General features: G+C 67.5%; 19 protein-coding genes and 1 tRNA gene. 10 read left to right on the forward strand and 10 right to left on the reverse strand.

Annotated features, from left to right (window positions below; all coding sequences use genetic code 11):
- Nucleotides 1-30: 30 nt before the first annotated feature.
- Nucleotides 31-795 (reverse strand): transcriptional regulator FnrL, encoded by a 765-nt coding sequence (gene fnrL, locus BLQ03_RS07475; protein WP_281200995.1) that lies wholly within the window; start codon nt 793-795, stop codon nt 31-33.
- A gap of 35 nt (nt 796-830) precedes the next feature.
- Between fnrL and hemN the strand changes: the two genes are divergently transcribed.
- Entirely contained in the window at nt 831-2186 is a 1356-nt protein-coding gene (gene hemN / locus BLQ03_RS07480) for an oxygen-independent coproporphyrinogen III oxidase (RefSeq protein WP_090754405.1), read from the forward strand.
- A 218-nt stretch (nt 2187-2404) separates the two neighbouring features.
- On the opposite strand, the gene BLQ03_RS07485 is transcribed toward hemN, so the two are convergent.
- Nucleotides 2405-3223, reverse strand: a complete 819-nt coding sequence (locus tag BLQ03_RS07485; protein ID WP_090754495.1) for a sulfotransferase family protein — start codon at nt 3221-3223, stop codon at nt 2405-2407.
- Between the two features lie 143 nt (nt 3224-3366).
- Between BLQ03_RS07485 and BLQ03_RS07490 the strand changes: the two genes are divergently transcribed.
- Both BLQ03_RS07490 and BLQ03_RS07495 read left to right on the forward strand, forming a co-directional pair.
- Nucleotides 3367-4944, forward strand: a complete 1578-nt coding sequence (locus BLQ03_RS07490; protein WP_090754406.1) for a DUF5928 domain-containing protein — start codon at nt 3367-3369, stop codon at nt 4942-4944.
- 11 nt (nt 4945-4955) lie between these two features.
- Nucleotides 4956-5330, forward strand: coding sequence for an HIT domain-containing protein (locus BLQ03_RS07495; RefSeq protein WP_090754408.1), 375 nt, complete (start codon nt 4956-4958; stop codon nt 5328-5330).
- 11 nt (nt 5331-5341) lie between these two features.
- Here the strand turns inward: BLQ03_RS07495 and BLQ03_RS07500 are convergent, their stop codons facing one another.
- The gene (locus tag BLQ03_RS07500) at nt 5342-6286 is read right to left on the reverse strand and encodes an ABC transporter ATP-binding protein (protein ID WP_090754410.1); all 945 of its coding nucleotides are present in this window, start codon (nt 6284-6286) and stop codon (nt 5342-5344) included.
- Nucleotides 6287-6384: 98 nt separating this feature from the next.
- Between BLQ03_RS07500 and BLQ03_RS07505 the strand changes: the two genes are divergently transcribed.
- A complete protein-coding gene (locus tag BLQ03_RS07505; protein WP_090754412.1) occupies nt 6385-6627 on the forward strand; it encodes a zinc-finger domain-containing protein in 243 nt (80 codons plus the stop codon).
- 84 nt (nt 6628-6711) lie between these two features.
- Here BLQ03_RS07505 and BLQ03_RS07510 read toward each other — a convergent pair whose 3' ends face one another.
- Together BLQ03_RS07510 and polA are read right to left on the reverse strand one after the other, a co-directional pair.
- The gene (locus tag BLQ03_RS07510; RefSeq protein ID WP_090754414.1) at nt 6712-7647 is read right to left on the reverse strand and encodes a cation diffusion facilitator family transporter; all 936 of its coding nucleotides are present in this window, start codon (nt 7645-7647) and stop codon (nt 6712-6714) included.
- Nucleotides 7648-7804: 157 nt separating this feature from the next.
- Nucleotides 7805-10612, reverse strand: coding sequence for a DNA polymerase I (polA, locus tag BLQ03_RS07515; protein ID WP_090754417.1), 2808 nt, complete (start codon nt 10610-10612; stop codon nt 7805-7807).
- 190 nt (nt 10613-10802) lie between these two features.
- Between polA and fumC the strand changes: the two genes are divergently transcribed.
- The 5 genes from fumC to BLQ03_RS07540 all read left to right on the forward strand — a co-directional run bounded on the left by fumC (nt 10803) and on the right by BLQ03_RS07540 (nt 14161).
- Entirely contained in the window at nt 10803-12197 is a 1395-nt protein-coding gene (fumC, locus tag BLQ03_RS07520) for a class II fumarate hydratase (protein WP_090754419.1), read from the forward strand.
- A 68-nt stretch (nt 12198-12265) separates the two neighbouring features.
- Entirely contained in the window at nt 12266-12445 is a 180-nt protein-coding gene (locus tag BLQ03_RS07525; protein WP_090754421.1) for a DUF4169 family protein, read from the forward strand.
- Nucleotides 12435-12698, forward strand: coding sequence for a ribbon-helix-helix domain-containing protein (locus BLQ03_RS07530; protein ID WP_090754423.1), 264 nt, complete (start codon nt 12435-12437; stop codon nt 12696-12698). Before BLQ03_RS07525 ends, BLQ03_RS07530 begins: the two co-directional genes overlap by 11 nt.
- A 30-nt stretch (nt 12699-12728) precedes the next feature.
- Nucleotides 12729-13475: a YebC/PmpR family DNA-binding transcriptional regulator gene (locus BLQ03_RS07535; RefSeq protein WP_090754425.1), complete on the forward strand. Its 747-nt coding sequence runs from the start codon at nt 12729-12731 to the stop codon at nt 13473-13475.
- A gap of 68 nt (nt 13476-13543) precedes the next feature.
- Entirely contained in the window at nt 13544-14161 is a 618-nt protein-coding gene (locus BLQ03_RS07540) for a LysE/ArgO family amino acid transporter (RefSeq protein WP_090754427.1), read from the forward strand.
- A gap of 24 nt (nt 14162-14185) precedes the next feature.
- Here the strand turns inward: BLQ03_RS07540 and choV are convergent, their stop codons facing one another.
- From choV to choX, 3 genes are read right to left on the reverse strand one after another with little or no spacing between them, the layout of a single operon-like run.
- Nucleotides 14186-15214 carry a choline ABC transporter ATP-binding protein gene (choV, locus tag BLQ03_RS07545; RefSeq protein WP_090754429.1) on the reverse strand — a complete coding sequence of 343 codons (1029 nt, stop codon included), beginning with the start codon at nt 15212-15214 and terminating at the stop codon, nt 14186-14188.
- Nucleotides 15211-16068, reverse strand: coding sequence for a choline ABC transporter permease subunit (gene choW / locus BLQ03_RS07550; RefSeq protein ID WP_090754431.1), 858 nt, complete (start codon nt 16066-16068; stop codon nt 15211-15213). The genes choV and choW overlap by 4 nt, the downstream gene beginning before the upstream one ends.
- Nucleotide 16069: 1 nt before the next feature.
- Nucleotides 16070-17011 carry a choline ABC transporter substrate-binding protein gene (gene choX / locus BLQ03_RS07555; protein ID WP_090754433.1) on the reverse strand — a complete coding sequence of 314 codons (942 nt, stop codon included), beginning with the start codon at nt 17009-17011 and terminating at the stop codon, nt 16070-16072.
- A 100-nt stretch (nt 17012-17111) separates the two neighbouring features.
- Here choX and betI point away from each other — a divergent pair, with 100 nt between their 5' ends.
- Nucleotides 17112-17681: a transcriptional regulator BetI gene (betI, locus tag BLQ03_RS07560; RefSeq protein ID WP_090754435.1), complete on the forward strand. Its 570-nt coding sequence runs from the start codon at nt 17112-17114 to the stop codon at nt 17679-17681.
- A gap of 7 nt (nt 17682-17688) precedes the next feature.
- On the opposite strand, the gene BLQ03_RS07565 is transcribed toward betI, so the two are convergent.
- Together BLQ03_RS07565 and BLQ03_RS07570 are read right to left on the reverse strand one after the other, a co-directional pair.
- Nucleotides 17689-18150 (reverse strand): SspB family protein, encoded by a 462-nt coding sequence (locus BLQ03_RS07565; RefSeq protein ID WP_090754437.1) that lies wholly within the window; start codon nt 18148-18150, stop codon nt 17689-17691.
- Nucleotides 18151-18269: 119 nt separating this feature from the next.
- Nucleotides 18270-18346: transfer RNA gene (locus tag BLQ03_RS07570), tRNA-Asp, on the reverse strand.
- Nucleotides 18347-18357: the final 11 nt, after the last annotated feature.

The raw sequence follows: 18357 nt of genomic DNA on the forward strand, positions 1-18357 counted from the left end.
CGCGCGCCGGCGTCCCCCGCCGGCGCGGCGTCAGGCGGGCAGCCCGCCGTCCGAGTCGTCGCCGCTTTCCAGCACCAGCCGGTGGAAGTCGGGCACGATCACGCGGCGGTTGCCTTCCAGCGCAATCACCCCGTCACGCTTCAGCGCCGAGATCTGGCGGCTGACGGTTTCCAGCGTCAGGCCCAGGTAGTCGGCCATCGTTTCGCGCGTCAGCGGCAGGTCGATGCGGACACGGCCCTGGGGGCGCGTCTCGTGCAGACCCGCCTCGCGGCGCGCCAGGAAGGCGATAAAGGAGGCGATCTTTTCCCGCGCAGACTTGCGGCCCAGAAGCAGCAGCCATTCCCGCGCCGCGTCCAAATCGTCCAGCGTCATGTCCAGCAGCCGTGCGGCAATGCGGGGGCTGGACCGCAGCAACTCCTCGAAGGGCTTGCGGCGGAAGCAGCAGAGCGTCAGGTCCGACAGCGCCGTGACCGTGTAGGCCGAGGCCGAGCGTCCCGGCCGACCCAGGAAGTCCGACGGCAGCAGCAGCCCGACCATCTGGGTGCGCCCGTCCTCCATCGTCTGGGACAGGCCCGCGACGCCTGCAACGACCGAGGCCACGAACTCCATCCGTTCGCCTGCAAGGGCGACGGTCTGGCCGGCCTCGTAGCGGCGATAGTACTTGGTGGTGTCCAGCCGGTCGAGCTCGGGCGCCTCGCAACTGGCGCAGACGGCCCGGTACCGGATGGGGCAGTCCTCGCACGGGACCTGCAGGCCCTGGCAGGAATCCTGCGATTTCAGTTTGACCTGCGTCAATGTTCTTTCCCGCTTTGGGTGAGATACCTAGGCCCATGGAACAGGAATCGCAACTGACCCGGCTGGGGCTGTTTGACGCGCGCGTGCCGCGCTATACGTCCTACCCCACCGCCCCGCACTTCAAGCCGTCCGTGGGACCGGCCGATTTCACCAGCTGGATCCACGCGATCCCGGCGGGCGGGTCGATCTCGCTTTACATGCATGTGCCCTTCTGCCGCAGGCTCTGCTGGTTCTGCGCCTGCCGGACGCAGGGCACCCAGTCCGACGCCCCCGTGCGCGCTTATGCCGACATCCTGCTGGCGGAACTGGAGCTGCTGAAGGCAAACCTCGCCCCCGGCGTCAAGCTGTCGCGCCTGCACTGGGGCGGCGGCACGCCCACGCTGATGCCACCCGACATGATGCGGCGCGTGGCGGGCGCGGTCTTCGACGCCTTCCCGCTGGCGGAAGGGGCCGAGTTCTCGGTCGAGATCGACCCCAACGAGATCGACGAGGCGCGCATGGACGCGCTGGCCGAGGCGGGACTGACCCGCGCCTCGATCGGGGTGCAGGACTTCGACCCCGAGATCCAGAAGACCATCGGCCGCGACCAGAGCTTCGAGGTGACGGCCGAGGCCGTCCGCATGATCCGCGACCGCGGCATCCGAAGCCTCAACACCGACATCCTCTACGGGCTGCCGCACCAGACGCCGCACAGGATTTCGGATTCGATCCAGAAGCTGATGGCGCTGTCGCCCGACCGGATCGCGCTTTACGGCTATGCCCATGTGCCGTGGATGGCCAAGCGGCAGGTGATGATCCCCGACGAGGCCCTGCCCGACGCCCCGGCCCGGCTGCGGCTCTTCGAGGTCGCCCGCGACCTGCTGGTGGCCGACGGCTATGACGAAATCGGCATCGACCATTTCGCCCGCCCCGGCGACGGGCTGGCGGTGGCGCAGAAGGCCGGGCTGCTGCGCCGGAACTTCCAGGGCTACACGGACGATCAGGCGCAGGTGCTGGTCGGCATGGGCGCCTCGTCCATCTCGCGCTTCCCGCAGGGCTATGCGCAGAACGCCCCCGCTACCGGCGCCCATGTCAAGGCGATCCGCGAGGGCCGCTTCTCGACCACGAAGGGCCATGTCTTCACGCCCGAGGACATCTGGCGGGCCCGCATGATCGAGGCGCTGATGTGCGATTTCCGCATCTCGGCCGACGAGTTCACCCGTGACCACGGCTTCACCCCCGCGGCGCTGGCGGACCTGTTTGCCCCGGTTAAGGCCCAGTTCGGCGAAATGGTGGCGGTGGATGACACGGGTCTTTCCATCCCCGAGCGCGGACGCCCGCTGACGCGCATGATCGCGCGGATGTTCGACGGCTACGAGATGGAGGCCAAGGGCCACAGCCCGGCCATCTGACACCTGCCGGACCGGGGCGCTGCCCCGGACCCCGGGATATTCCGGGACAGAAGATTTGCTCTCATTATCGTGGGAGCATCTTCTGTCCGCAAATATCCTCGGGGCTGTTGAGCGCCCGGAAAACGGTCCAGTGGACCGTCTTCAGAGAAACAGGGGCGAGGCCCCAGGGCCCCGTCAGGCGGCGGGAGCAGACAGCCCCCTGCTCCGGTGACGAAGGATCAGCGCCCCAGTTTCGCGTGAACCTCGTCCAGATCGACCTCACTCTTCGGCAGCTTGTTGTCGGGGTTGTCGAAGTCATAGCGGAACAGCTGGAAATCCTTCTTGTAGATTTCCCAGACAAGGTGCCGCGACAGGTCGTCGAAATAGTCGCTGACCTTGTGCAGGCGCTTGGGGCCGTGGCCCTCGGATTCGTTGAAGCGCGGCACTTCGTTCACGTCCAGCTTCACCGGGGTCTCGGCGGCGTCCAGAACCTTCTGCATTCCTTCGTTGAACTTTTCGGTGAAGAAGATCTGGTCGTAGCGCCCGCCGTTCACGATGAAGGTGGCGATATGACCCGACATGGCCGACCAGTGGATGTCCGGCTCCATCGGGCGGCGCCAGCGGATGGTGTCGCGCGCGAACAGCAGGAACCGGCGGAAGCTGGTCACCTGGTCGAAGTCGAAGTTGTCCTCGGGGCTGCCCACCTCGACACCGTAGCGCTGCATGATCTGCGGGATGAGGTTGCCGCGATAGCGCTTGCCGTTGCGCTGGATGCCCGCGATCTTGTCGAAGAAGGACGACAGGATGCGCGCGTAAGGGTTGCGCACGCAGGTGAAGGACACGGGCTTGCGCGCCTTTACCGCCCCCTCGATTGCCCCTTGGCTCGCCTCCTGGTTCCACTTGTGCAGGCCGGAGGTCGAATCGTGGATGTCGCCGTCGAAATAGCGCCCATGGTCCGAAAAGAACATGATCTGCCCGATGGTCGAGCAGGCGCATTTCGGCACCACCCGGTAGGCCATGCTTTCGCTTTCGGTCATCCAGGTGCCGGGAAAGGCCATGACGGGCATCCTCTGTGAGTTGTGCGGTGACTTGTTCCTGCCCATAAAATCGTTATGCACCCAAGGCAACTCGCTACGGTTGAATTGTCACGATCAGGCATGCGCTGCGCCGGTGCTCGCCCTGGACGAAGTGGACCCGGAACATGGCCCGCATCGCCTTCATCCTGCTGTGCCACAAGGATCCCAAGGGGATCATCGCTCAGGCCCAGCGACTGACGGGATCGGGGGACTTCGTCTCGATCCACTTCGACGCGCGCGCGAACCCGGCCGATTTCGACATGGTCCGCCAGGCACTTGCCGACAACCCTGGGGTGACCTTCGCCGCCCGCCGCCTGAAATGCGGCTGGGGCGAATGGTCGCTTGTCGGCGCAACGCTGGAAGCCGTGCGCGCCGCGGTCAGGGCGTTTCCCTCGGCCACGCATTTCTACATGCTGTCGGGCGACTGCATGCCGATCAAGTCGGCCGCCTATACGCATGAGTTCCTGGACGCCCACGACCTCGACTACATCGAGAACTTCGACTTCTTCGAAAGCGACTGGATCAAGACCGGCTTCAAGGAAGAACGGCTGATCTATCGCCACTGGTTCAACGAGCGCACCCAGAAGAAGCTGTTCTACGGCAGCTACGAATTGCAGAAGCGGCTGGGCCTGGTCCGGCAGGTGCCCCCGGACATCCAGGTCATGATCGGCTCGCAATGGTGGTGCCTGCGCCGCCAGACGATGGAGAAGGTGCTGGCCTTCTGCGACGAGCGGCCCGACGTGGTGCGCTTCTTCCAGACCACCTGGATACCGGACGAGACCTTCTTCCAGACCATCGTCCCCCATGTCGTGCCCCGGCGCGAGATCCGGCCGCGCACCCTGACCTTCCTGATGTTCACCGACTACGGGATGCCGGTGACCTTCTACAACGACCATTACGACCTGCTGCGGGGCCAGGACTATCTGTTCGCCCGCAAGATCAGCGGCGAGGCGATCGAACTGCGCGAGCGCCTGGGCGCCCTGTGGAAGGCCGACGACACGCGGTTCGCCATCTCGAACGAGGCGGCGGGGCTTTACCGCTTCCTGACCCAGCGGGGCCGCATCGGGCGCCGCTTCGGCCAGCGCTTCTGGGAGGCCGAGGGCTCGCTGGGGCGCGGCCGGACGCTGATCCTGATCGTCGCGAAGAAATGGCACGTGGCCAAGCGCCTGACCGCCGCCATCCGCTGGCACACGGGCATCCCGGCGGTGAACTACCTGTTCAACGAACTCGACGCCCAACTGCCCGACATGGGCGGGATCGAGACGACGCTGGCCAAGCGCGAACGCCACAGGCGCGCGCTGGTCAAGATGCTGTTCGTGCTGTTCGACAAGCCCTGCATCGCCATCTGCCTCGACACCTCGGCCCTGGGGCTGATCCAGGACTTCCTGGAAGACAAGGCTGACACCCGCGTCCTGCTGATCGACTCGGAGTTCGACGAGGACTATGTGCGCGGCCATATCGAGCGCGTGGGCCTCGCCGGCCGGCACAGCGCGCCCGATCACCTGAACCGCCTGATCCCCGCCGTGCGCAGCGACCTTGAACACGAGGCCGAGCGCATCCGCGACCTCGAGATCGAGGAGTTCGAGACGATCTCGCGGGACAAGGGCGAGCAGGCGAATGCCGCCGCCCTGCAACAGCTGCTGGGCGTCACCCCCGAAGTTGCGGCAGAACTGGCCCGCACCCCGAATCTGTTCGACGACTGAGGAGCCCGCTCATGAGCTATGACACCAGCAACATCTTCGCCCGCATCCTGCGCGGCGAGATTCCCAACGACACCGTGGCCGAGAACGAGCACGCGCTGGCCTTCCGCGACATCCGCCCGCAGGCGCCGGTCCATGTGCTGGTGATCCCGAAAGGCGCCTATGTCAGCTACGACGACTTCGCGGCCAATGCCTCGGACGCCGAGATCGTGGGCTTCCACCGGCTGGTGGCGCAGGTCGCGCAGTCCGAGGGGCTGTCGCTGGCCGAGGGCAGCCAAGGCTTCCGCGCCATCACCAACGCAGGCGCCCATGGCGTGCAGGAGGTGCCGCATTTCCACCTGCACCTGCTGGGCGGCCGACCGCTGGGCCGGATGCTTCAGGCAGGCTGAGGGCCCGCGGGTCAGGCCCGCGTCAGCGTCAGGAACACGTCCTCGAGGTCGGGTTCCTCGGTCGCCACGTCGATCATCGGCACGCCCCCCTGCCGCAGCGCGTCGATGACCTGATGCGCCTCGATCCCGCCCATGGGCCAGGTCAGGGCGATGCGGCCGTCGCGCCGCTGCGTCTCGACCCCCGGCGGCAGGGGCGGCAGCGCGCCCGTCCAGGGGCCGGGGTCGATCAGCAGCGTCTTGGAACCTGCGCGCGCCAGCAGGTGTCCGGTCGGTTCCTGCACGATCTTGGCGCCGTGGTTGATGATGGCGATCTCGTCGCACATCTCCTCGGCCTCCTGCAGGTAATGGGTGGTCAGGATCACCGTCATGCCCTGCGCGTTCAGCTTGCGGACATTGGTCCACAGCATGTCGCGCAGCGCGATGTCCACGCCCGCGGTCGGTTCGTCCAGCACAAGGATGCGCGGGCGGTGGACCAGTGCCTTGGCCAGCAGCAGCCGCCGCTTCATGCCGCCCGACAGGTGGCGCGAATAGCTGTTCGCCTGATCCGACAGGCCCACGAGTTCCAGGATCTCGTCCGTCCAGCGGTCGTGTTTGGGCACGGCATAAAGCCCCGCCTGCACCTCGAGGCTTGCGCGCGGGGTCAGGAAGGGGTCGATCACCAGTTCCTGCGGCATGACGCCGATCGCGGCGCGCGACTGGCGCGGGTTCACGTCCTGGTCAAATCCCCAGATCTCGACCCGGCCGGCGGTCTTGTTGACCAGCCCGGCGAGGATGTTGATCAGCGTCGATTTCCCGGCCCCGTTCGGCCCCAGCAGGCCGAAGATCGACCCTCGCGGCACCACTAGGTCCACGCCCTTCAGCGCCTCCTTGGCGGGCGCCTCGCCCGAGGCCGCATAGGTCTTGCGCAACCCGGTCAGTCGGATGGCGGCGTCGGGCGGGGTGAAGGACCTGGACATGGCGCACCTTTGGGCCACCCGGCTTGCGATGGGCGGGTGGCTGGCTAGAATGGCCCCCTGTTAAACCGGCCTTCCCCGGCCAGCACAAGAGAGCCCCGATGCGCCATCCCGTGACCGAGACCCCCCTGTCCACCAACCAGGACCCGGCCGCCGAGGTGCTGCCGGCCCCGGAAACCGCTGTGGTGACGACCTGGAAGGTCGCCTGCTCGGGCGACGAGGCGCGGGGCTTCGGCCATCCCCGGGTGTGGCTGGCGATCTCGCCCGACACCGGCTGGGTCGAATGCGGCTATTGCGACAAGCGCTTCATCATCGACCGCGACCACGCGCACGGCGATCACTGAAGCACCCGCTTCATCTTCTTCGTGAAGATATTCTCGAGACGCGGGGCAGCGCCCCGCCTGCAGCGGCCCCCTGCGCGCGGCGCTTCAGTGATGGCCGTGCTTGTGGGCCACGACTTCATCCGCGCAGCCGGATGAGGGGCTTTCCGTCTCGATGGTGGAATGGGTGATCCCGTAATCACCCAGGACGGACTTGACCGCCAACCGGGTGACGTGGGGATCGGCACTGCCGGCCACGACAAGGTGCATCTCGGCCGACAGGCGCCGCTCGTCGATCTGCCACAGGTGCAGGTGGTGCAGGCCCTCGACGCCGGGCACCGCCCTGATCGCGTCGCGCAGCCCTGCGTCGTCCACATGGGCGGGTGCGCCCAGCATCAGCATCCGCAAGATCGGGCCGATGTCGCCCCGGATGTGCCACAGGATCACGGCCGAGATCAGGATCGTCAGGATCGGGTCCGCGATGCGCCAGCCGAAGGCGAGGATCAGCGCGCCCCCTGCGAGCACCGCCACCGACACTCCCGCATCGGCCAGGTTGTGCAGGTAGGCCGCGCGGATGTTGACGCTTTCCTTGGCCAGCCGCGCCGTCAGCCAGGCCGTGCCGAGATCGATCACCAGCGCCAGCCCCGCCAGCGTCATCACCAGACCGCCGGCGACCTGCGGCGGGTCGGCCAGCCGGCCCAGCGCCTCGACCACCAGCCAGAGGGACACGGCGATCAGCGCGAGGTAGTTGACAAAGGCCGCCACGATCTCGGCCCGGCCCCAGCCGAAGCTCATCGCGGGGCTGGCCGCCCGCGCTGCGAGCTTTCTCGCGCCGAAGGCCAGCACCAGCGCCAGCGCATCCGAGAGGTTGTGCACCCCGTCCGCCACCAGTGCCGTGGAATCGGCCGCCAGCCCGCCGATGACCTGCGCCGCCGTCAGCCCGAGGTTGATGACGACGGCCCAGAGCAGGGCGCGGTCGCCCAGGCCCTCGCCGTGCGAATGGGCGTGGCCCGCGTGGTGGGCATGGCCATGATCATGCGGCATGTGCGCTTACCTTCGAGGTCAGGACCGGGGCGCTGCCCCGCTCGCTACTTCGTAGCCTTCCTCGCTGAAAACAGTCCACCGGACTGTTTTCCGGGCGCTCGGAAGCCCGGGATATTTCCAGACAGAAGATGCGAGAAGGGAGCACAGCACCCTTGCATCAATGCGCCTCGGCCCAGCTGCGGCCCGCGCCTGCATCCACGACCAGCGGCACCGACAGGTGCACGGCGGGGATGTGGGCGTTTTCCATGATCTCGCGGGCGATGGCGATCAGGGGCTCGACGGCGGAGTCCTCGGCTTCGAAGACGAGTTCGTCGTGGACCTGCAGCAGCATCTTCGCGGGCAGGCCCTCGATGGCCTTGGGCATCCGGATCATGGCGCGGCGGATGATGTCGGCGGCCGTTCCCTGGATCGGCGCGTTGATCGCCGCGCGCCGCGCGCCCCCGGCGGCAGGGCCGGAGGAGGAAATGCCCGGCGTGTGGATGCGCCGCCCGAAGAGGGTGCGGACGAACCCCTGGGTCTTCGCCTCGCGCGTGGTGCGGTCCATGTAGGCGCGGATTTCCGGGAAGCGCTTGAAGTAGGTGTCGATGAATTCCTGCGCTTCGGCGCGCGGGATGCGCAGGTTGCGCGACAGGCCGAAGGAGGAGATGCCGTAGATCACGCCGAAGTTGATGGCCTTGGCCCGGCGGCGGATCATCGGGTCCATGCCTTCCACCGGCACGCCGAACATCTGGCTGGCCGTCATCGCGTGGATGTCGATGCCTTCCGAGAAGGCCTGCTTCAGCGCCGGGATGTCGGCCATGTGGGCGAGGATGCGCAACTCGATCTGGCTGTAGTCGAGGCTGACCAGCTTGCGCCCTTCCGGCGCGATGAAGGCCTCGCGGATGCGGCGGCCTTCCTCGGTCCGCACGGGGATGTTCTGCAGGTTCGGGTCGGTGGACGCGAGCCGCCCCGTCGCGGCCCCGGCGATGGAATAGCTGGTGTGGACACGACCCGTTTCCGGGTTCACGGAGGTCGGCAGCGCGTCGGTATAGGTCGACTTCAGCTTGGAGATCCCGCGCCAGTCGAGGATGCGGGCGGGCAGTTCGTGCCCCTCGGCCGCGAAATCCTCCAGCACGTCGGCACTGGTGGACAGGGCCCCCGACTTGCCCGCCTTGGTCCCGGCCAGCCCCATCTGGTTGAACAGGATATCCCCAAGCTGCTTGGTCGAGCCGAGGTTGAACTTGGTCCCGGCAAGCGTATGGGCCTCGTCCTCGAGCTGCGCCATCTTCTGGGCGAAGGCGCCGGACATGGCGCGCAGGTGGTCCGAGTCGATCCGGACGCCCGCCATCTCCATCCCCGCCAGCACCTCGATCATCGGGCGCTCCAGCGTCTCGTAGACGGTCGTGACCTGGGCCGCGGGAAGCTGCGGTTTGAAATGCTGCCAAAGGCGCCAGGTGACCTCGGCGTCCTCGGCTGCATAGCGGGTGGCCTTGTCGATCGGCACCTGGGCAAAGGTGATCTGGTTCTTGCCAGACCCGATCAGTTCCTTGATGGGCTGGCAGCGGTGGCCGATGTAGGTCTGCGCCAACTCGTCCATGCCGTGGTTGTGCAGCGCGGCGTTCAGCGCGTAGCTGAGCAGCATGGTGTCATCGACCGGGCTCATCCGGATGCCGTAACGGGCGAGGATTTTCCAGTCGTACTTGGCATTGTGCAGGATCTTGAGGATCGCCGGGTCCTCCAGCACCGGCTTCAGCGCCGCCAGCGCCTCCTCCATCGGGATCTGGCCCTCGGACCTGGCGCCGCCGCCGAAGAGGTCCGCCGTGCCCTCGACATGGCCCAGCGGGATATAAGCGGCCATGCCCACCTCGGGGCAGAGCGAGACGCCGACCAGTTCGGCCTGCATCTCGTCGAGGCTGGTGGTCTCCGTGTCCACAGCGACCATGCCCTTCTGCGCGATGGCGTCGAGCCATTGGCGGAGCGTGTCCATGTCGCGGATGGTGACGTAGTTCTCGCAGTTGAGCGGCGGGAACTGCGGCGCGGCGGGGGCGGAGGTCTCGGCAGGCGGCGGCGCGACGGGCTCGGGCGGGGCGGCCTTGAAGCGCTCGGCCACGCGGTTGGTCAGCGTGCGGAACTCCATCTGGTTCAGGAAGTCCATCAGCACGGCCGGATTGGGGTCCTTCACCTCCAGCGTGGCCATCGCGAAGTCGATGGGCGTCTGGCAGTCGAGCTGCACCAGCCGCTTGGAAATGCGGATCTGCTCGGCGTGGTCGATCAGGGTCTGGCGGCGCTTGGGCTGCTTGATTTCCTCGGCCCGGTCCAGCAGCGACTCGAGGTCGCCGTATTCGTTGATCAGCTGCGCGGCGGTCTTGATGCCGATGCCCGGCGCGCCCGGCACGTTGTCCACGGCATCGCCTGCCAGCGCCTGCACATCGGCCACGCGCTCGGGATAGACGCCGAACTTCTCGAAGACCTCGTCACGCGTGATGGACTTGCCCTTGATCGGGTCGAGCATGTCCACGCCGTCGCCCACAAGCTGCATCAGGTCCTTGTCGGAACTGATGATCGTGACCGTCCCGCCCAGTTCGCGCGCCTGGCAGGCCAGCGTGGCGATGATGTCGTCGGCCTCGTAGTCGCGGATCTCGAGACAGGCGAGGTTGAAGGCGCGGGTCGCTTCGCGCGTCAGCGGAAACTGCGGCTTCAGCTCTTCGGGCGGCGGCGGGCGGTTGGCCTTGTAGTTGTCATAGATCTCGTTGCGGAAGGTTTTCGAGGAATGATCGAAGATCACCGCCGCATGGGTCGGCGCGTCCGGCCCCCGCGCGTCGTTGATGTATTTCCAGATCATGTTGCAGAAGCCGGCGACCGCGCCGACCGGCAGCCCGTCGGACTTGCGCGTCAGCGGCGGCAGCGCGTGATAGGCGCGGAAGATGAAGGCCGACCCGTCGATCAGATGCAGGTGGCTGCCCTTGCCGAAGCCTTCGTCGTTCATCGCTGTCCCCTTTTCCGCGAGTGCCGTTCTGCCACGCCCCGCGCGCCCGCGCAAACCGGCCCGGTTGCAGATGGGAAGCGTGAACGCCCGCGTCCAGATATAGGCTGGTATGCGACGGCATACCGATTGCGAAGCCGGGGGGATCGCCCTAGAACGCCGCCAACATTGGCCCAGGTCGCAGAGGATTGCCATGACCGACACCCGCACCGAAACCGACAGCTTCGGCCCGCTGGACGTGCCCTCCGACAAGTACTGGGGGGCGCAGACGCAGCGCTCGCTCGGCAACTTCAAGATCGGCTGGGAAAAGCAGCCTGTCGCCATTGTCCGTGCGCTGGGCGTGGTCAAGCAGGCGGCCGCGCAAGTGAACATGGCCACCGGCAACCTTGATCCCAAGATCGGCGAGGCGATGGTGCAGGCCGCCGGCGAGGTGATCGAGGGCAAGCTGGACGACCACTTCCCGCTGGTGGTCTGGCAGACCGGCTCGGGCACCCAGTCGAACATGAACGCGAACGAGGTCATCTCGAACCGCGCCATCGAGATCCTGGGCGGCGAGATGGGCTCGAAGAAGCCGGTCCATCCGAACGACCACGTCAACATGGGCCAGTCGTCGAACGACACCTTCCCGACCGCGATGCATGTCGCCATCGGTATGGTCGCCCGCGACGTGCTGCTGCCGGGGCTGGAACACCTCGCCAAGGCGCTGGAAGCCAAGCGCGACGAGTTCAAGGACATCATCAAGATCGGCCGCACCCATACGCAGGATGCCACCCCCCTGACCCTGGGGCAGGAGTTCTCGGGCTATGCCCACCAGGTCCGCATGGGGATCGAGCGGGTGAAGCTCGCGCTGCCGCAGATCTACGAACTCGCGCAGGGCGGCACGGCGGTCGGCACCGGGCTGAACACCAAGAAGGGCTGGGACACGGCCATCGCCGCCGAGATCGCGAAGATCACCGGCCTGCCCTTCGTGACCGCCCCCAACAAGTTCGAGGCGCTGGCCGCGCATGACGCGATGGTCTTCTTCCACGGCGCGCTGAAGACGATCGCCGGGTCGCTGTTCAAGATCGCCAACGACCTGCGGCTTCTGGGCTCGGGCCCCCGCTCGGGCCTGGGCGAGCTGATCCTGCCGGAAAACGAGCCCGGGTCGTCCATCATGCCGGGCAAGGTGAACCCGACCCAGGCCGAGGCGCTGACCATGGTCTGCGCCCATGTCATGGGCAACGACGCCGCCGTGGGCTTCGCCGGGTCGCAGGGCCATTTCGAGCTGAACGTCTACAACCCGATGATGTCCTACAACGTGCTGCAGTCGATGCAGCTTCTGGGCGATGCGGCGGTCAGCTTCACCGACAACATGGTCGTGGGCACGCAGGCCAATATCCCGCGCATCGAGAAGCTGATGAAGGAATCGCTGATGCTGGTGACGGCGCTCGCGCCCACCATCGGCTATGACAACGCCACCAAGGTCGCCAAGACCGCCCACAAGAACGGCACCACCCTGCGCGAGGAAGCCGTGGGCCTTGGCTATGTCACCGCCGAGGAGTTCGACCGCATCGTGCGGCCCGAGCAGATGGTCGGTCCCGAGGACTGAGACCGACCGAAAGGGGCGTGCCACGGCGCGCCCCTTTTTCCGCCCCGCCCCTCTGCTATGATGGGCCCATGGCGCAGATCACCAACCTTACCCGCTATCGCAAGGACAAGGCCCGCGCCGAAAAGCGCCGCCAGGGCGACGAGAACGCCGCCAGGCACGGCCGGACCAAGGCGCAAAAGGCCGCCGAGCAGGCCGATGCCGAGCGCGCCGCCCGGACGCTGGACCAGCACCGCCGCGATGACGATTGACCTGCCGCCGCTGACGGCGCCCGCCAAGAGGTCGCTCTCCATCGACGGGCACGCGACCAGCGTCAGCCTGGAAGACGCCTTCTGGCGCGCCGCCGCCGAGGCCGCCGCCGCGCGGGGGATGACGCGGGCGCAGCTGATCGCCGCAATCGACCACGCCCGCCCCGCCGAGGTGGGCCTTGCCACCGCGATCCGCCTGTTCCTGCTGGCCGAGGCGCAGCGGCCCCGCCTTGATCGGCCTGCGGAAGCTGACTAGAACCCGCCCACAGCGAAATGAGAGGATCTCATGGCAGGCCATTCCAAATGGGCCAATATCCAGCACCGCAAGGGCAAGCAGGACAAGCTGCGGTCCAAGCTGTTCAGCAAGCTGGCCAAGGAAATCACCGTCGCCGCCAAGATGGGCGACCCCGACCCCGACAAGAACCCCCGCCTGCGGCTTGCCGTGAAGGAAGCCAAGTCGAGTTCCGTCCCCAAGGACGTGATCGACCGCGCCATCAAGAAGTCGCAGGGCGGCGACGCCGAGAACTACGAGGAAATCCGCTACGAGGGCTATGGCCCGAACGGCATCGCCATCATCGTCGAGGCGATGACGGACAACCGCAACCGCACCGCCTCGAACGTGCGGTCCTATTTCACCAAGCACGGCGGCGACCTGGGCCAGACCGGCTCGGTCAGCTTCATGTTCGACCGGGTGGGCGAGATCATGTATCCCGCCTCCGCCGGTGACGCCGACACGGTGATGATGGCGGCGCTGGAAGCGGGCGCCTCGGACGTCGAAAGCGACGACGAGGGCCATTGGATCTACACGTCGGACACCGACCTGGCCGAGGTCTCGGCTGCGCTGGAAGCGACGCTGGGCGAATCCGAATCCGCCAAGCTGATCTGGAAGCCGCAGGCGCCGACCGAGGTGACCGACCTCGACCACGCCACGAAGCTGATGAAGCTGATCGACACGCTGGAAGAGGATGACGACGTCCAGAACGTCACGGCCAACTTCGACCTGACCGAGGAGGTCGCGGCGCAGCTCGGCTGAGCCTCGGCACGGGAATCCCCAAGGGCGGCGCAGGGTGCGCCGCCTTTTTCATGCGAAGGCAATCGGCGATGTTTCAGGGCGCAGAAGCTGCATCCTTCCTTTCGGGCCTCGGGATCGGGCTGTCGCTGATCGTCGCCATCGGTGCGCAGAACGCCTTTGTGCTGAAGCAGGGCCTGCTGCGGCAGCATGTCTTTGCCGTCTGCCTGTTCTGCGCGGCCTCTGATGCCGCGCTGATCGCGGCAGGGGTTGCCGGCGCGGGCGCCATCGCCCGCAACGCGCCCTGGTTTCTGTCCGCGATGCGCTGGGGCGGCGCGGCCTTCCTGATCTGGTACGGCTTCCGCTCGGCCCGCGCCGCTTGGCGCGGGGGCGAGGCGCTGCGCGCGGAAGGCGCGGTCGCGCCGACTCTGGCGGCGACTCTGGGCACAATCGCGGCGCTGACATGGCTGAACCCGCATGTCTGGCTGGACACGGTCGTGCTGCTCGGCTCGGTTTCGGCCCTGCAACCCGACCGGCTGGCCTTCGCGCTTGGCGCGATGTCGGGGTCCTTCCTGTTCTTCTTCTCGCTGGGCTATGGCGCGCGGCTGCTGGCGCCGCTCTTCGTGCGCCCTCTCGCCTGGCGCATCCTGGATGCAGGCGTGGCGCTGGTCATGTGGACCATCGCGGCGACGCTGATCGTGGGGGGCTGAGAGGCGCCTGCTCCCGCGCGGCCCTCAGCCCGAGCCGTTCCGCGGATTGGCCAGCCGGTGCAGCACGCCCGCGCGTGTCACCCTGCCCCCGCCCATGACCGGCAACGCCTCGGCCCCTGCCAGCGCCGCCATCACCTCGCGCGCCGACAGGTCGGGGGGCAGCGGCGCGCCTGTCGCCTCGCCGAGTTCCGACAAGTCGGCGGCGGTCAGGACCGCCAGTGGGTCCATGTGGGCCACGAACTCGGCCACATAGGGGCTGGCGGGGTGGCGCACGATCTCTCGCGCCGTGCCGGTCTGGACGATGCGCCCGCCCTCCATCAGCGAGATGCGGTTGCCCAGCTTGAAGGCTTCGTCGAGGTCGTGGCTGACGAAGATGATCGTGCGGCGCGTCCGGGCCTGCATGTCCAGCAGGTCGTCCTGCAGCCGGGTGCGGATCAGCGGGTCGAGCGCCGAGAAGGGCTCGTCCATGAGCAGGATCGGCGCATGGGTCGCGAAGGCGCGGGCGAGGCCCACGCGCTGCTGCATCCCCCCTGACAGGTCGCCCACGCGGCGGTCGGCCCATTCCGACAGGCCCACGGTTTCCAGCTCCTCGTCCACCCGCGCGCGGCGCTGGGCGCGGGACTGGCCGGCGAGTTCGAGGCCAAGGCCCACATTCTCGCGCACGGTGCGCCAGGGCAGCAGGCCGAACTGCTGGAACACCATCGAGACATGGCACAGCCGGATCGTCTGCAGGGTGTCCTTGCTGGCGCGCGTGACGCTGGTCATGCCCTGCCCCATGCGGATGCGGACATCGCCCCGCACCACAGGCGCAAGACCGTTCACCGCCCGCAGCAGCGTGGACTTGCCCGATCCCGACAGGCCCATCAGCACCAGGATCTCGCCTTCGGCCACGCTCAGCGAACAGTCGTGGACGCCCAGAACCTGGCCCGTGGCCTCGCGGATGGCGCCGCGGTCCAGCCCCTCGTCGGCCAGGGGCAGCGCACGTTCGGGCTTGTCGCCGAAGACGATGGACACGCGGTCGAACTCGACCGCCATGCGGGGGGGCTGGCTCATTTCTCCTTCTCCCGCCGGGGAGCGGCGAGCACCCGGTCGAGGATGATGGCGACGACCACGATCACGAAGCCTGATTCGAAGCCCAGCGCCGTGTTCACGCTGTTCAATGCGCGCACGACCGGAACGCCAAGGCCCGCTGCGCCGACCAGGGCCGCGATCACCACCATCGACAGCGACAGCATGATCGTCTGGTTCAGCCCCGCCATGATCTGCGGCAGCGCGCTGGGCAGTTCGACCTTCCACAGAAGCTGGCGCGGGGTGGCGCCGAAGGCGCGGGCGGCCTCGACCAGCGCCTTGGGGGTCGAGGCGATCCCCAGCCGCGTCAGCCGGATCGGCGCGGGCAGCACGAAGATCACCGTGGCGATCAGGCCGGGGACCGTGCCGATGCCGAAGAACACGATGGCCGGAATCAGGTAGACGAAGGTCGGCAGCGTCTGCATCAGGTCCAGCAGCGGCTGGACATAGCGGTAAAGCCGCGGCCGGTGCGCCAGCGCGATGCCGATGGGCACGCCCAGCACCATGCAGACGACCCCCGCCGCCAGCACCAGCGTCAGCGACTGCATGGTGGCGTCCCAGTAGCCCTGGTTCAGGATGAACAGGAAGCCGACCGCGACCCACAGGCAGACTCGCCAGCTGCGCCGCAGGACCCAGGCCAGCGCCACGGCCAGCGCCGTGAAGACCAGGGGATGGGGCAGTTCCAGCACGGTCTCGATCGCCGCGATCAGGCGGTCGAGCACCACTGCCACGGCGTCGAACAGCGGCGCCGCGTTCACCTTGAGCCAGTCGAAGACCCGTCGTGCAGTCTGGCCGACCGGCAGCTTGGTGTCGGTCAGCAGGTCGGTCAGCCAGTCCATTTCAGTCGTCCAGCGCCTCGTTCAATGCCGCCTGCGCGTCGCCGCCGTCGAGGGTGGTGACACCTTCCAGCCACGGGGTCGCGGCCTCGAGGTTCGCCACCAGCCAATCCTTCGCGGCGGGGCCGGGTTCCTTCCCCTCGTCCAGGATGGCGGACATGATCTGGTTTTCCATGTCCAGCGTGAAGGCGAGGTTCTGCAGGAAGCGCCCCACGTTCGGGCATTCGGCGACATAGCCCGCGCGCGTGTTGGTGCGCACCTCGGCGCCGCCCAGGTCGGGGCCGAAGACATCGTCGCCGCCCGGCAGGTAGGTCATCTGGAAGCGCGCGTTCATGGGATGGGGCTCCCAGCCCAGGAAGACGATGGGCTCTCCCTCGGCATCGGCGCGGGCGACCTGCGCCAGCATCCCCTGCTCGCTCGATTCCACGACCTCGAAGGTGCCGAGGCCGAACTTGTCCTGCGCCACCATGTCCAGCAGCAGGCGGTTGCCGTCGTTCCCCGGCTCGATCCCATAGATCTTGCCGTCCAGCGCGTCGCGATGGGTCGCGATCGAGGCGAAGTCGGTGATCCCCGCCTCGGCGCCCGCCTTGTTGGTGGCCAGCGTGTATTTCGCGCCCGTCAGGTTGGTGCGGACGGTGTCCACGGTCCCCGCCTCGGCATAGGGCCGCAGGTCGGCGGCCATGGACGGGTGCCAGTAGCCCAGAAACACGTCCACATCGTCGGTGGACAGCGCCGAATAGGTCACGGGAAGCGACAGAACCTTGACCTCGGTCTCGTAGCCCAAGGCTTCAAGGACCGTCGTCGCAAGGCCGGTCGTCGCCGAGATGTCGGTCCAGCCCACGTCGGAAAAGCGCACCGTGCGACAGCCGTCCGGCTCAGCCGCCGCGGCGGTGAGGGCGGGCAGCGCGGCGGCAACCGCCACCAGAAGCGTCGTGCGGATCGTCATGGGCGTCTCCTTGCTTTGGGGCCGGCTTTCCTTGATTGACGAGTCAATCAACCGGCATTATTGGTGCGGCTACTTGGGTGATTCTGCCGAGGGGTCAGTTATGCCCAAAACAGGGGCCGAGGCCAGCCGAAAGGCTGCGCTGGTCGATGCCGCCATTGCCGTTGTCGGGCGGTCCGGCACCCAGGATGTCACCGTGGCCGGGATCGCGCGCGAGGCGGGAATGTCGCCCGCCCTGGCGCATCATTACTTCGGGTCCAAGTCGCAGATGCTGGTGGCCGCCATGCGGCACATCCTGGCCGTCTATGGCGCGGGCGTGCGGGCCGCGCTGGCCGAGGCGGCTCCGGGCCGGAGGGCCGAGGCGATCATCGCGGCCAGTCTCGACGGCACGCATTTCGACCGCGACACCGTGGCCGCATGGCTGAACTTCTACGCCCTGGCGCTGACGGAACCCGAGGCGGGGCGGCTTCTGTCCATCTATCACCGCAGGCTGCGGTCGAACCTCGTCCATGCCTTACGCCCTCGCGCGGGCGACCAGGCACCGCGGCTGGCGGAAACGCTGGGGGCGCTGATCGACGGGGTCTACCTGCGCGCCGTGCTGGACCAGCGCGGGCCCGAACCGGCCAGGGCGCACCGCATGGTGCAGCGCTGGCTGGAGGACGCCCTGGGCTGAGGCCCGCCTATTTGCGCCACTTGTCCAGACTGACGACCTCGGCGCCGCCGGCGGGCGGGGGCGCCTGCTCGATGGCGACGGGGGGCTCGGCGGTTTCCTCGGTCTCGTCCTCGTTGTCCTGCGTCTCGAAGCGCAAGCCGAACTCGACCGATGGGTCCACGAAGGTGCGGACCGAATCGAAGGGGATATACAGCGGCTCGGGCGAGTTGCCGAAGTTCAGCGTGATCCAGAAGCCTTCGTGCGTGACCTTCAGGTTGTCGAACCAGTGCTGGATGACGATGGTCATCTCCTCGGGGTAACGCTCGCGCAGCCAGTCGGCCATCTCAACACCCTCGTCGCGGGTGTCGAAGGTGATGAAGAAATGATGCTCTCCGGGCAGGCCATCCTGGGCCACGCCATGCAGGACGTCGGCGATCAGGCCCTGCATCGCGCGGTGCATCATCCCGCCGTAATCGATTTCGCGTGCCATCGTCGTCTCCTGCCTAGGGCCATGCCAAGCATAGGGATGTGACGCGGATTGAAAAGACCAAGGCGCGGCCGCATGAGGCCGCATTTCCCATTGTGCAGGTCTTCGAGGAAAAGGGAAAGTGGCGCGGTTGACGGGGCTCGAACCCGCGACCCCCGGCGTGACAGGCCGGTACTCTAACCAACTGAGCTACAACCGCGCATAAACCCG

The sequence above is a fragment of the Paracoccus chinensis genome (genome assembly GCF_900102885.1).
GTDB classification, from domain to species: Bacteria; Pseudomonadota; Alphaproteobacteria; order Rhodobacterales; family Rhodobacteraceae; genus Paracoccus; species Paracoccus chinensis.